This window comes from Bacillus sp. FSL K6-6540, assembly GCF_038007545.1.
Window position 1 is genome coordinate 67,087 of the sequence record NZ_JBBOXH010000001.1, and the last position, 12,914, is coordinate 80,000.

Here is a 12,914-nt window from a genome sequence, read left to right on the forward strand (position 1 = left end):
CGTTAGATATTACAAACAACCAGAAAGACAAGGAGGCCTCAAGATGGGTAATCAAAAAGACCGTATGCTGCGGGGAACGGCGTTAAACGGGAAAGTGCGGGCATTTGCCGTTCGGACAACCGATCTGGTGGAAGAGCTTCGCCGAAGACACGATACGTTCCCTGTCGTCACAGCCGCTTTGGGCCGCACCGTGTCAGCAGCAGCGATGATGGGAGCTATGCTAAAGGGAGATGAGCGTCTTAGCATTCAGGTTCGCGGCGATGGACCGATCGGTCTGATTGCGGCGGAGAGCAATGCCAAGGGCGAGGTACGCGGTTATGTCAAAAATCCGCATGTGGAGCTGACGAATATACGTCCGGGCAAGATGGACGTAGCCGCTGCGGTAGGGACCACCGGTCAGATTGATGTGGTCAAGGATTTCGGATTGAAGGAGCCTTACCGTGGCAGCGTGCCGATTATCTCGGGCGAGCTGGCCGAAGATTTCACGTATTATTTTGCCGTATCCGAACAGACCAACTCGGCGGTAAGCTTGGGCGTGCTGGTTTCGCCGGATTATTCCGTGGCCAATGCCGGCGGCTTCATCATTCAGCTTCTCCCCGGCGTTAGCGATGAAGAGATTACGGAGATCGAGCTTGCGTTAAGCAAGATTCCTCCGATCACCGAGATGCTGGAGGAAGGGCTGGATCTCGAGGATATCCTGAAACGCGTCCTTCCGGATGTGACGATTCTGGAGGAAACGGAAGTCTACTTCAGCTGCGACTGCTCGCATGAGCGGGTGGAGCGCGCACTGATCAGCTTGGGACGGGAAGAGCTTGAGCAGATGATCGAAGAGGACGGCAAAGCAGAGGTTTCCTGCCATTTTTGCAATGAACGATATACGTTTGACCGAGAACAGCTTAAATCCGTGCTAGAGCGGGCCAAATCTTAATGTTGGGATGAGCGACCGTGATGACGAGACAAGAGAAGGGATTGTGGGCGACCGTCATTGTCTTGACAGCATGCGTATTGGGTATGGGGGGCTGGATGCTGTTTTCCGGGGGCTTTTTGCAGGAGGCTTCACCGCCGTGGAAAACAGGCTCCCAGCCCGTTGCATCCATCCAGGACAGGGCGATTACCGAAGACGAGTGGGTTGACGAGCTGAAGAAGCGATATGGGCGCGAAATGCTGATGACCATGCTGAATCGGCACGCCGTGGCGCTGGAAGCGAAAGCGAAGGGCATTGATGTGACGACCGCGGAAGTCGAAACGGAAATCGAAGTCATGAGCCGAAGCTATGGCTCTAAGGAACGGTTCTTATCGGAAATGGAAGATCAGCTTGGCATTACGGAGAGTGAGTTAAAGACGGAGACGACTTATCGGCTCCTGCTTGAGAAAATTGCGACTTCCGATGTTCACATCGAGGAGCAGCAAATCGATTCGTATCTGGAACAGTACCCTGATCAATTTCGGCCCAAGAAACAGCTGAATTTATCCATGATTGAAGTCGCTTCGGAAGATGAGGCGGAACGCGTCATGGATCGGCTGGAAAATGGGGAGGATTTTGCAGATCTCGCAGCTCAGGTATCCCTTGACGAGTACACTCGGGAAGACGGCGGACAGATCGGCTTGGTAGAAGAGGATGACCCCTTTTTGCCGCCAGAGCTGCTTGAAGCAGCTTTATCGCTCGAGCCCGGAGATATTGCGGGACCTGTATCGCTCACGGACACATATGCCATAGTATATGTGAGGGATATTATTGAGCCTCAAGCTCCTAGCGAGGAAAGTATCCGGAAGGCGGTTCGCAAGCAGCTGGCCCTGGAGCAGTCGGTGTCCTTATCGGAATTGGAGCGGCAGCTTCGCGAGAAATACGAGGCACGGATAAGTGCGGGTACGGTTACGCTGTAAATAAAGCAACAAAATGAGGAAAGCTCGCTGCGGCGGAGAAAAATCTGGCTGCAGGAGCTTTTTTCGCTGTAGTTAATGCCTGAGCTTGGATGGCTGCGGAAAATTGGCGGTTATCCGGCATGAAGTCCTCCTAAGGATTTCGCGTTCGGCTCGTTCGTGAGTCGCAGGAAAATTCACCTAGAAATGTTGATTTTCGAGCAGCGGGATATTGACAATGGCCTGTAACGTTGATAAGATGAAGGTACAAAAACCTACCTTTTTACTCGGATATTGGAGAGCCATTGAACAACTGGAATTTTATTAATCTGCAGGCTCCCATTTTTTTAACATCGAGAACCTACAAATTCATGATTCGACATTCGAATGAATAACACCATTATGTATTCACTATTTTTATCCAGATCCATATTTAGAGGAGGTCTTCTTTCATGGCAAAAGTCGTAAATAATGTGACAGAATTAATCGGTGAAACTCCGCTCGTCCGTTTGAACCGGATCGTACCTGAGGATAGCGCAGAGATCTATCTGAAGCTGGAATACCAGAACCCGGGCGCCAGCGTTAAAGACCGGATCGCGATCAGCATCGTGGAAGAGGCAGAGAAGGATGGACGTTTGAAGCCGGGCGATACGATCATTGAAGCGACCAGCGGTAATACCGGCATCGGCTTAGCTATGGTGGCAGCGGCTAAAGGCTATAAAGCGGTTATCGTCATGCCTGAAACCATGAGCTTGGAGCGCCGAAACCTGCTGCGTGCTTACGGAGCGGAACTGGTCCTGACACCGGGATCGGAAGGAATGAACGGTGCCGTTAAGAAGGCCGAAGAAATCCTGAAGGAAAATGCCGGATTCTTCATGGCCGAGCAGTTCAAGAACCAAGCGAACGTGAAGATCCACCGTGAAACGACTGGTCCGGAAATCGTTGAAGCGATCCAATCGATCGGCGGTTCCCTGGATGCGTTCGTGGCTGGCATCGGAACAGGCGGTACGATTACAGGCGCTGGGGAAGTGCTGAAAGAGCAATACCCTGACATCAAGATTATTGCGGTGGAGCCTGCTGCATCGCCAATCCTTGCCGGTGGCAAGCCAGGCCCTCACAAAATCCAGGGCATTGGCGCAAACTTCATCCCGGAAATTTTGAACCAAGAAGTCTACGATGAAATCGTTCATGTAGAGAATGACGATGCCTTTGAAACTTCCCGCCGCGTGGCGAAGGAAGAAGGGGTTCTTGGCGGTATTTCCTCCGGTGCGGCTGTATATGCTGCCTTGAAGGTCGCCAAAGAGCTTGGTAAAGGCAAGCGGGTTGTCGCTGTCATTCCAAGTAACGGAGAGCGTTACCTGAGCACGCCGCTCTATAACTTCGAATAAAATGATCTGGAATAGGCTGTGCATTTTCATCTCACCCAAGTGAGGTAATGTGCTGCGAGAAGGGAGCCCTCAATGTGTTTTTTATAGCATTGGGGGCTTTTTGCGTATACTACTCCCTAAGATAACGCTTTAATGGATTCAAGGGCTGACCGCATCAAAAATTATTGTTGGACAAGCCTCTATTTAGGGTTTTCAAGAGAAGCGGGATACAGTATACTGACAGGCAACAGTAAGGCTTTTGAAGACTAAGGGAGGATCGGCATGGAGAGAAGAGTGGAGCTGGCCCAGTGGCAGTCATGGGCTAAAGAGGGCTGGTCCGTCGTTCCCTATCTGGTTCAATATAAAGGAGCAACACGAGGATTACCCTTGTCATGGAGACATGCTTGGAAAGAAGCATCGCCTTATGCCTTTGTGCTGGAGAGCGGTAAAGGTGGACGCTACACGTATCTTGGGTTACGACCGGTGTCCATTTTGCAGGGAAAAGGAAGCCAGGGCGAAGTTGTCGAAATGTCAGGCGGATTGCGAACGCAGGTAACGGGAGAGCCGCTGCGTCTGTTGGAGCAGTGGATGAAAGCGTGGAAATCACCCCGAGTGCCGGGATGGCCGGACTTTCGGGGAGGCTGTGCAGGCTTTCTGAGCTACGATGTCATCCGCTCGATCGAGCAGCTGCCCGTGATGGCTAAGGATGAGCCTGGCTTTCCGGATTATTTGTGGATGCGCATGGAAGAAGTCTGGATTTACGATCATGCGGATGAGAGCCTATACTGCTCGGTGCATGTTCCTCTGCCTTGGGCTTCCGGGAGCGGGGAAGATTCGAAGGAAGCGACGGCGCTTGAGGATTCAGCGGATGTTTCTGAAGGTTCGGAGCTCTCACTGGGGCAGGAAGAGATTTTGGAGGAATTATATGAGAAGGCCGGCTTAAGAGCCGAATCGATGCTCTCCCAATGGAATCAAATGTACGGAACGGGGTCAGAGAACGATTCGAAATCCGAAGATGAACGGGTGCGGCAGGAACGATGGAAGAAAGCGCAGGAGCTGTCAGGGCCGAATGTGGAGGTCTGGGATCGGCTGGAGATTGATTTTTCGCAGGAAGCGTTCGAGCAGGCGGTTCTCTCGATCCAAGAATATATTCGGCAGGGCGATGTTTTTCAGGTCAACTTGTCTCTTCGCCGGCATCTGCAGCTCCATGCGGAACCTTCCGATATTTACGAGTGGCTGCGCATTCTGAACCCTTCACCTTATATGGGATATTTATCCTCGCCTGGCTTCAGTTTGGCCAGCGGCTCGCCGGAATTGCTGGTGAAGCTGGATGGCGATATCGTGTCTGCCCGGCCGATCGCGGGTACCCGCCGCCGGGGGAGAAATCCGGAAGAGGACGCGGCTATGGAAGCGGAGCTGCTTGGCAGCGAGAAGGAACGGGCCGAGCATATTATGCTGGTCGACCTGGAGCGGAATGACATCGGCCGCATTGCTGCATACGGGACGGTGCATGTTCCGGAGCTGATGACCGTGGAGAGGTACTCGCACGTCATGCATTTGGTGTCCCAAGTGGAAGGGCGGATTGCTGAGGGCAACAATGCATATGATGTCATTGCGGCAGCGTTCCCTGGCGGCACCATTACCGGCGCACCCAAAATCAGGACCATGGAAATCATCGAAGAGCTGGAACCCGTGACACGGGGGCCTTATACCGGCTCCATGGGCTGGATCGATTATAACGGCGATATGGAGCTTAACATTATTATCCGGACCCTCGCCGTGAAGGATGGGGTCGGTTACATTCAGACAGGTGCTGGGATCGTCATTGATTCCGATCCATATCGGGAATACCGGGAGTGCCATAACAAGGCCAAAGCTTTGATAGCGGCGCTGATGTGCAGTGAAGAAGAAGCCGCTGAGGCGGCTGCCTATATAGGGGGGAAATAACATGATACTTGTCATCGACAATTATGATTCGTTTACGTATAACCTGGTTCAATATTTGGGGGAGCTCGGCGAGGAAGTCAAGGTTTACCGGAATGATGAGATCGACATCGCCGGCATCGAAGCGTTGGCGCCGGACCATATCCTGATATCGCCGGGACCGTGCACGCCGAATGAAGCGGGCATTAGTCTGGACGTGATTTCGCATTTCAAAGGGATCATTCCCATCTTCGGCGTCTGCCTCGGCCATCAGGCGATCGGGCAAGCCTTTGGCGGCAACGTCATCCGTGCGGAGCGCCTCATGCATGGAAAAACATCCGCCATCCAACACACAGGAGAATCGGTCTTCGAAGGTTTGCCGGTTCCGTTCACCGCAACGCGATATCACTCGCTGATCGTTGAGAAGGAGACCCTCCCCGAGGAGCTGGAGATTACCGCCTGGACGGAAGAGGGCGAAATCATGGGGCTTCGGCACAAGCATTATCCCGTGGAAGGCGTGCAGTTTCATCCGGAATCCATCATTACCGACCATGGCCATCAGATGCTGCGCAACTTCCTGAAGCGCACGGCTGGCGCCAAGGCATGAAATATATAGGCATGAACGGCGGCATCGTTGAAGCTGCCGACGCGGTCATACCTGTGATGGATCATGGGCTTTTGTACGGAATGGGTCTATTCGAGACCTTCCGCACGTATCAAGGGAAGCCCTTTTTGCTAGAGCGGCATTTGAACCGGCTGGCGGACTGCTGCCGGGAGCTTGGGATCGCCCACAAGGCGGATGCCGAGAGGATCAGCGGCTGGATTGCGGAGCTGATGGAGGCGAACGGCCTTCAGGATGCCTATATACGGTACACCGTAACCGCAGGAGAAGGATTACTCGGTTTGCCTGCCGGAGATTATGCGAAGCCGGCCGAGATATTATTCGCCAAGGAGCTGCCGGCCGCCAACGCTGCGCTCTACGAGACAGGCAGAGCCATGAGGCTGCTGTCCCTACCGCGGAACACGCCGGAATCATCGGTCCGGATGAAATCCCTGCATTATATGAACAATATACTCGCAAAGCGGGAATTGGCAAGATATCCGGAACCATCGGGTGGTCCGCCAGAGGGGCTGATGTTAACTTCGGCGGGAGACGTGGCCGAAGGCATCGTCAGCAACGTCTTTTTCGTCAAGAAGGGGCGTTTATATACGCCGGACGTGGGTACCGGCATTTTGCCGGGGATTACCCGGGCAGTGGTGCTGGAATTGGCTGCCGATCTTGGCATCGAGGCCGAAGAAGGCCGTTATGGTTGGGATGTATTTACCGGAGCGGATGAAATATTTACCACAGGCTCTGTTCAGGAGATTGTTCCGGTTACGACGCTGTTTGGAGTAGAAAGCGAGGCTCTGACCATCGGACAAGGAGTGGCCGGCCCGATAACCCGTACATTGCTGTATGCGTATAGAAGGAAAGCAGGGCTTGATATATGAAAACAACCATCTATGAACGTGAATATCGTTTGGGCAAGGACGCTGAGTTAAAGCTCGGTCAATCGACGCTTATTATGGGCATATTGAATGTGACGCCGGATTCGTTCTCGGACGGAGGCCGTTATAACGACACGGAGCGAGCGGTGGAGCATGCGCTTCAGCTGATTGAGGAGGGAGCCGACATCATCGATATCGGCGGGGAATCGACGCGGCCGGGACACGAGCCGGTTGGAGCTTCAGAGGAGCTTGCGCGCGTAATCCCGGTTATTGAAGCTATTCACCGGCACGCGCCGCAAATTCCGTTGTCGATTGACACCTATAAAGCGGAAGTGGCGCGCCAGGCAATTGGAGCGGGGGCTCATATCATTAATGATATCTGGGGCTTTAAAGACGATCCTGATATGCCTAAGACGGCGGCAGAGCTCGGATGCCCGGTCATTCTTATGCATAATCGACGCGAACGAAATTACACGAATCTGATAGAAGACGTAAAACGCGATTTGCTGGAAAGCGTCGAAATTGCGCGCACTGCCGGTGTGCAGGATCACCAAATATTGCTTGATCCGGGCATCGGGTTTGCAAAGGACTATGACGAGAACATGAAAGTGATGGCATCACTCGATCAGCTTGTGGGATTGGGGTTTCCGGTACTGCTGGCTACCTCCCGCAAAAGGTTTATCCAAACCGCGCTTGGCGCTCCGGCACAAGACGTGCTGGAAGGAACGGCAGCCACCGTCGCATACGGGATTGCGCAAGGCTGTCAGATCGTTCGGGTGCACGACGTGAAGCATATGAAACGGACAGCCAAGATGTGCGATGCCATGACTTACGCTTCAACGGAGCTTCAACGCAACTAATTTTTTGGGATCAAGGATGGAAGGGCGGAGTACGAGATGGATAAAATGATACTGAGCCGCATGGAATACTACGGTTACCACGGTGTGTTTGAGGAAGAGCGGAAGCTGGGCCAACGATTCTATGTGGATCTTGAGCTGGAGATGGATTTGAGCAAAGCCGCGAAGACGGATGATCTGACGTTAACGGTAAATTATGCCGAAATTCATGAACTCCTGCTGGAGATTATGCGGACGGAGTCGTTCCGCCTGATTGAAGCTTTAGCGGAGCATATTGCATCTAAGGTATTGGACACTTATACTATTATCGATGCTTTAACGGTCCGATTGACGAAGCCGCACCCGCCTTTTGACATTCATTTTGAAGGTGTGACCATTGAGCTGCACCGGACCAGGAAGTGAGACGATCATGAATTCACACGCCACCTCTGAGTGTTCAGAGGCTTATATTGCTTTAGGGGCCAATTTGGGAGACCGCGAGGGGAACCTGATGGAGGCTTTGGAACGGTTGGATGAAGTGCCAGACATTGAGGTAGACCGCGTATCCAACCTGTATGAGACCGAACCGGTCGGTTACGTGGATCAGCCGATGTTCCTTAATATGGCCGCAGCCGTGTCGACATCGCTGAGTCCCCATGAGCTGCTTGCCGTAATGCAGCAAATCGAGAAACAGCTCGGCCGGGTCCGTCATATTCACTGGGGACCGCGGACGGTGGATCTGGATCTGTTATGGATGGAAGGGCGCCGTCTGGATACGCCGGACCTCGTTCTGCCGCATCCCCGCATGCAGGAACGGGCTTTCGTTCTCAGGCCGCTGGCCGATATCGTGTCTGAGCTTGAACCTTCTGGTCTGTACCCCGTGGTGAAGACAGCACTTGAGAACCTGGAAGGAAAGGAAGGAATTCAGCTTTGGAAAACAAGCAGCTGGCGCAGCGTATCCGCGCTTTCCGAAAATTGAAGGGTTTGACCCAGCAAGAGCTCGCCGAGCGATCCGGTATTTCTTTGGCTGTTCTTGGCGCAATCGAACGGGGGAACCGCCGTGCTGAGGAGCAGATGCTGGCTCAGATTGCCGACGTGCTGGAGATTACGTTGCAGGAGCTTAAGGAACGGAGCTAGATTATCTATCGTGAAGGGATTCAGGTTTATTTTTTAGAAACCCTGCCATTAATATAGGAAGATGTCTTTTGGATGGGATCTACAAGAATGAGTGTATTTTGCGGACTGGACGATTGCGCGATTCATGGGTATGATGGTTTGGTTTGAAACTTAGGGATTTCACGCTCAAGAAGCGGGATCCTTCGACTATAAATATTTGAAAATAAAGGAGGGAAACATGGAATGGATCAATTGAAAATCGGAAACGTTGAAATGAAAAACCAAGTGGTTCTGGCGCCGATGGCTGGCGTGTGCAATCCGGCGTTCCGATTGATCGCGAAGGAATTCGGCACTGGTCTGGTCTGCGCCGAAATGGTCAGCGGCAAGGCGATCGTTCACGGGAACAAGCGCACCCAGGAAATGCTGTTCGTCGACGAGCGGGAGAAGCCGTTGAGCCTGCAAATTTTTGGCGGCGACCGCGTATCCCTGGTGGAAGCGGCCAAAGTCGTCGATCAGCAGACCAATGCCGATATCATCGACATCAACATGGGCTGCCCTGCACCGAAGGTAACGAAGATGGATGCGGGAGCGCGCTGGCTTCTGGATTCGAACAAAATCTATGAGATGGTCGCGGCGGTTGTCGATGCCGTGAACAAACCGGTCACGGTGAAAATGCGCACAGGCTGGGATATCGATCATATCTACGCTGTCGAAAATGCGCAGGCTGTCGAACGGGCGGGCGGTCAAGCCGTCAGCGTTCACGGACGTACGCGCGAGCAGCTCTACACCGGGCACGCAGATTGGGACATCATTCGCCAAGTGAAAGAAGCCGTCTCCATTCCGGTTATCGGCAACGGCGACGTAGTGACGCCGGAAGATGCTCGACGGATGCTGGATACGACGGGATGCGATGGCGTCATGATCGGTCGTGGAGCGCTGGGGAATCCTTGGATGCTGTACCGTACCGTGGAATACCTGAAGACGGGCCAGCTGCTGTCGGATCCGTCTCCCCAGGAGAAAATCCGGATAGCCATCCTGCATATGGACCGGTTGATCGCCCTGCGCGGCGAAGCGGTAGCGGTTAGAGAGATGCGCAAGCATCTTTCCTGGTACTTGAAAGGGCTCAAGGGATCGGCTCGCATTAAAGATATTATTATGGAAGAAACGAAGCGCGATGAATTGGTCAGCCTTCTGAACAACTTTGTGAACAATCTGGAGGACCATGAAGAATCGGCAAAAAGCGTATACCCTCAAGCCGCTGCGGCGATTGGATAATACGAGGTGCAGGCTGTTAACGGTTGCGTATATGCGACATCCGTGACAGCCTTTGCGCGCATTGACTTTTTGAAATGGTTCCCATATAATCTTTCAGTATAAATTCAAGAAATTGAGCAGGCATCAGAGGGAAGTTCTGATCCCCAAGAATTCGCATATAGTATGTTGATACCGTGGTTTAAATTATTTACATGACAGGAGAATCGGTTAATGAGCGATAAAGAAGTCATTCTTACCCAGGACGGTCTGAAGAAACTGGAGGACGAACTTGAGAATCTGAAGTCTGTGAAGCGCCGCGAGGTGGCTGAGCGGATTAAAGTTGCCATCGGTTATGGCGATATTAGTGAAAACTCCGAATATGAAGACGCCAAGAACGAGCAAGCCTTTATCGAAGGCCGGATTATCACGCTGGAGAAAATGCTCCGTAATGCGCGCATCATCAACAACGATGATATCAATACCGATGTAGTCGGCGTGGGCAACACGGTGATCGTGGAGGATTTGGAATTTGGCGACACGATGGAATATACCATTGTAGGTACGGCTGAATCGGATCCGCTTAACAACAAAATCTCGAACGAGAGCCCTGTCGGCAAAGCGATTATCGGCAAGCAAAAAGGATCGGTTGTGGATGTTAACGTTCCTGCGGGCGTTATTCAATATAAAATTGTAGACATTAAGAAGTAAGTCGGAATGTGGTGTAGAAAGCTTCCTTCGGGGGGCTTTTTTAAATAGGTTAGGGCCGGGTTGAGGGCTTAATGGATGGATGGCATGTCTTGAAATGGCTGCCCTACCGTTAAGTCCTTGCCGAATGTGTACGGGATTCACAATGGAAGCGAAATGAAGGAGATGAATGACGATGACGGAAGAAATGAACAACCAGGAACAAGAACAGGAGTTAAGTGAGCTTTTGCAAATCCGCCGCAACAAATTGGACGAGCTTCGCAAGCTGGGCATCGATCCGTTTGGCGGAAAATACGAAAGAGAACATCACGCAGGTGATATTCTGAAACAGTACGACGAGCTCTCCAAGGAAGAGTTGGAAGAGAAGCAGGTGGAAGTGAACCTGGCTGGACGAATTATGGCTAAACGCGGCATGGGCAAGGCCTCTTTTGCTCATATTCAGGATTTGAGCGGCCGGATTCAGATTTATGTTCGCCAGGATTCCGTTGCAGAAGCGCAGTATGAAGCATTCAGCATCCTTGATCTGGGTGACATCATCGGGGTAAAAGGGGTCTTGTTCAAGACCAAGACCGGTGAAACTACCGTGAAGGTGAAGGAACTGGAGGTTCTTTCGAAATCGCTGTATCCGCTCCCTGAGAAATTCCATGGTTTGAAGGATGTAGAGCTCCGTTATCGTCAGCGTTACGTCGACCTGATCATCAATCCCGATGTGCAGAAAACCTTCATTACCCGTTCCCGGATTATCCAATCGATGCGCCGTTACCTGGATTCCCAAGGCTATCTTGAGGTGGAGACCCCGACCTTGCATTCCATCGCTGGCGGTGCGGCGGCACGCCCGTTCATCACGCATCATAATGCGCTCGATATGGAACTGTATATGCGGATCGCAATTGAGCTCCATCTGAAGCGCCTGATTGTGGGCGGACTTGAGAAAGTGTACGAAATTGGCCGCGTTTACCGGAATGAAGGGATCTCAACCCGTCATAATCCGGAGTTTACGATGATTGAGCTTTATGAAGCTTATGCGGACTACAAAGATATTATGGCACTGACCGAGAATCTGATTGCCCATATCGCCCAAGAGGTGCTGGGCACGCAAGTCATTTCCTATCAAGGGCATGAAGTGGACCTGACGCCGCAGTGGCGCCGCGTATCCATGGTGGATGCGGTAAAAGAAGTTGTCGGCGTAGACTTCAGCGTGGACATGTCCAACGAGGAAGCGCACCGTCTTGCCAAAGAACACAAAGTTCCGGTTGAGCCGCATATGACATTCGGTCATATTTTGAATGCGTTCTTTGAGCAATTCGTAGAAGAGACGCTGATTCAGCCGACGTTCGTAACCGGTCACCCGGTTGAGATTTCGCCGCTGGCGAAGAAGAACGACGTGGATCCGCGGTTCACGGATCGCTTTGAGCTGTTTATCGTGGCGCGCGAACACGCCAATGCATTCTCGGAGCTCAATGATCCGATTGACCAGCGTCAGCGTTTTGAAGCGCAGATGAAGGAGAAAGAGCAGGGCAATGACGAAGCGCACGAGATGGATGAGGATTTCCTGCGTGCACTGGAATATGGTATGCCGCCAACAGGCGGACTTGGCATCGGGATCGATCGTCTGATCATGCTTCTGACCAATTCTCCGTCCATTCGCGATGTCTTGCTGTTCCCGCACATGCGTAATAAGGAGTAGGTTTTGCTCCTTTCATAGATAGAAAAGAGGCAGTCGGCTATAGCTTTCTATAGTCGACTGCCTCATTTGTGCATAGAGCGCGTTTTTGTTATGAATGTAAAGCTTGTGCTACATTCATTTGGTACAAACACGTAATGGACTGGGTAAATGGACTGGGTGTTTAGGCGTCGTCTGCTTGGCGCCTATGATATTTGGCTGGGGAACCAGCACGAACGGAGCTGCTAAAGATGATGGCCTACAGTGGACCGTCATTCTGGGGACTCATATACAGCTTCAGTTATACCTATTCCCGAGAAGCAGACAGAATTAGATGGACTTAAAGAGTCATATATGGCAAGCAAACGAGTGTATAATTTTACCTTATTCTTAATTTACGAAAAAGGGTTGCATATAGGCGGATGCCATGGTATATTATATTTCCGGCCAAGAAATACGGCCTGGAACAAATGCTTGGATCAACAAGCTAAAATGAATTTGATAAATAAATTCAAAAAAAGCTTGCAATCATCGAGCGGATGTGATAAGATATAAGAGTTGCTAACGAGATAACTTGTTGGTAACAAACGAAGAAGTTGATCTTTGAAAACTGAACAACGAGTGAGTAAAACGAACCACTTCGGTGGGACGTTGAAATAGAGAATTGAACAAATTCTCGTCAGTTAAGAAATGAGCAAGTCA

The 12,914-nt window shown here is 51.7% G+C and carries 14 protein-coding genes; 13 read left to right on the plus strand and 1 reads right to left on the minus strand.

Annotation, left to right across the window (positions count from 1 at the left end):
- Window positions 1-43 precede the first annotated feature (43 nt).
- Both hslO and MHH82_RS00320 read left to right on the plus strand, forming a co-directional pair.
- On the plus strand, window positions 44-928 hold the full coding sequence (hslO, locus tag MHH82_RS00315; protein ID WP_145041179.1) for an Hsp33 family molecular chaperone HslO: 885 nt from the start codon (window positions 44-46) through the stop codon (window positions 926-928).
- 20 nt (window positions 929-948) lie between these two features.
- Entirely contained in the window at window positions 949-1,884 is a 936-nt protein-coding gene (locus MHH82_RS00320; protein WP_340969758.1) for a peptidylprolyl isomerase, read from the plus strand.
- Here MHH82_RS00320 and MHH82_RS00325 read toward each other — a convergent pair.
- Window positions 1,874-2,005, minus strand: coding sequence for a hypothetical protein (locus tag MHH82_RS00325; RefSeq protein WP_340962484.1), 132 nt, complete (start codon window positions 2,003-2,005; stop codon window positions 1,874-1,876). The genes MHH82_RS00320 and MHH82_RS00325 overlap by 11 nt on opposite strands.
- A 307-nt stretch (window positions 2,006-2,312) precedes the next feature.
- On the opposite strand from MHH82_RS00325, the gene cysK reads away from it, so the two are divergent.
- The 11 genes from cysK (at window position 2,313) to lysS (ending at window position 12,236) form a co-directional block, all read left to right on the plus strand.
- The gene (gene cysK, locus MHH82_RS00330) at window positions 2,313-3,248 is read left to right on the plus strand and encodes a cysteine synthase A (protein WP_012818329.1); all 936 of its coding nucleotides are present in this window, start codon (window positions 2,313-2,315) and stop codon (window positions 3,246-3,248) included.
- A gap of 261 nt (window positions 3,249-3,509) precedes the next feature.
- The gene (locus MHH82_RS00335) at window positions 3,510-5,174 is read left to right on the plus strand and encodes an anthranilate synthase component I family protein (protein ID WP_036661686.1); all 1,665 of its coding nucleotides are present in this window, start codon (window positions 3,510-3,512) and stop codon (window positions 5,172-5,174) included.
- Window position 5,175: 1 nt separating this feature from the next.
- Window positions 5,176-5,757 (plus strand): aminodeoxychorismate/anthranilate synthase component II, encoded by a 582-nt coding sequence (gene pabA, locus MHH82_RS00340; RefSeq protein WP_009591892.1) that lies wholly within the window; start codon window positions 5,176-5,178, stop codon window positions 5,755-5,757.
- Window positions 5,754-6,641, plus strand: a complete 888-nt coding sequence (locus tag MHH82_RS00345; RefSeq protein ID WP_340962488.1) for an aminotransferase class IV — start codon at window positions 5,754-5,756, stop codon at window positions 6,639-6,641. The genes pabA and MHH82_RS00345 overlap by 4 nt, the downstream gene beginning before the upstream one ends.
- Complete coding sequence (folP, locus tag MHH82_RS00350) at window positions 6,638-7,498, plus strand: dihydropteroate synthase (RefSeq protein WP_012818332.1); 861 nt, start codon at window positions 6,638-6,640, stop codon at window positions 7,496-7,498. Before MHH82_RS00345 ends, folP begins: the two co-directional genes overlap by 4 nt.
- A 36-nt stretch (window positions 7,499-7,534) precedes the next feature.
- Complete coding sequence (folB, locus tag MHH82_RS00355; RefSeq protein ID WP_009591901.1) at window positions 7,535-7,897, plus strand: dihydroneopterin aldolase; 363 nt, start codon at window positions 7,535-7,537, stop codon at window positions 7,895-7,897.
- 7 nt (window positions 7,898-7,904) lie between these two features.
- A complete protein-coding gene (gene folK, locus MHH82_RS00360; protein ID WP_340962490.1) occupies window positions 7,905-8,453 on the plus strand; it encodes a 2-amino-4-hydroxy-6-hydroxymethyldihydropteridine diphosphokinase in 549 nt (182 codons plus the stop codon).
- Window positions 8,405-8,611, plus strand: a complete 207-nt coding sequence (locus MHH82_RS00365; protein ID WP_012818334.1) for a helix-turn-helix domain-containing protein — start codon at window positions 8,405-8,407, stop codon at window positions 8,609-8,611. Before folK ends, MHH82_RS00365 begins: the two co-directional genes overlap by 49 nt.
- Before the next feature lie 222 nt (window positions 8,612-8,833).
- The gene (gene dusB / locus MHH82_RS00370) at window positions 8,834-9,865 is read left to right on the plus strand and encodes a tRNA dihydrouridine synthase DusB (RefSeq protein WP_340962493.1); all 1,032 of its coding nucleotides are present in this window, start codon (window positions 8,834-8,836) and stop codon (window positions 9,863-9,865) included.
- Window positions 9,866-10,075: 210 nt separating this feature from the next.
- Window positions 10,076-10,552 (plus strand): transcription elongation factor GreA, encoded by a 477-nt coding sequence (gene greA, locus MHH82_RS00375; RefSeq protein ID WP_009591919.1) that lies wholly within the window; start codon window positions 10,076-10,078, stop codon window positions 10,550-10,552.
- Between the two features lie 172 nt (window positions 10,553-10,724).
- Entirely contained in the window at window positions 10,725-12,236 is a 1,512-nt protein-coding gene (lysS, locus tag MHH82_RS00380; RefSeq protein ID WP_012818337.1) for a lysine--tRNA ligase, read from the plus strand.
- The last annotated feature ends 678 nt before the right edge of the window (window positions 12,237-12,914 follow it).

Excerpts from the sequence above, each read along its gene's own strand:
- hslO (WP_145041179.1), top strand. The coding sequence starts at position 44 with ATGGGTAATCAAAAAGACCGTATGCTGCGGGGAACGGCGTTAAACGGG.
- MHH82_RS00320 (WP_340969758.1), top strand. The coding sequence starts at position 949 with ATGACGAGACAAGAGAAGGGATTGTGGGCGACCGTCATTGTCTTGACA.
- MHH82_RS00325 (WP_340962484.1), bottom strand. The coding sequence starts at position 2,005 with ATGCCGGATAACCGCCAATTTTCCGCAGCCATCCAAGCTCAGGCATTA.
- cysK (WP_012818329.1), top strand. The coding sequence starts at position 2,313 with ATGGCAAAAGTCGTAAATAATGTGACAGAATTAATCGGTGAAACTCCG.
- MHH82_RS00335 (WP_036661686.1), top strand. The coding sequence starts at position 3,510 with ATGGAGAGAAGAGTGGAGCTGGCCCAGTGGCAGTCATGGGCTAAAGAG.
- pabA (WP_009591892.1), top strand. The coding sequence starts at position 5,176 with ATGATACTTGTCATCGACAATTATGATTCGTTTACGTATAACCTGGTT.
- MHH82_RS00345 (WP_340962488.1), top strand. The coding sequence starts at position 5,754 with ATGAAATATATAGGCATGAACGGCGGCATCGTTGAAGCTGCCGACGCG.
- folP (WP_012818332.1), top strand. The coding sequence starts at position 6,638 with ATGAAAACAACCATCTATGAACGTGAATATCGTTTGGGCAAGGACGCT.
- folB (WP_009591901.1), top strand. The coding sequence starts at position 7,535 with ATGGATAAAATGATACTGAGCCGCATGGAATACTACGGTTACCACGGT.
- folK (WP_340962490.1), top strand. The coding sequence starts at position 7,905 with ATGAATTCACACGCCACCTCTGAGTGTTCAGAGGCTTATATTGCTTTA.
- dusB (WP_340962493.1), top strand. The coding sequence starts at position 8,834 with ATGGATCAATTGAAAATCGGAAACGTTGAAATGAAAAACCAAGTGGTT.
- greA (WP_009591919.1), top strand. The coding sequence starts at position 10,076 with ATGAGCGATAAAGAAGTCATTCTTACCCAGGACGGTCTGAAGAAACTG.
- lysS (WP_012818337.1), top strand. The coding sequence starts at position 10,725 with ATGACGGAAGAAATGAACAACCAGGAACAAGAACAGGAGTTAAGTGAG.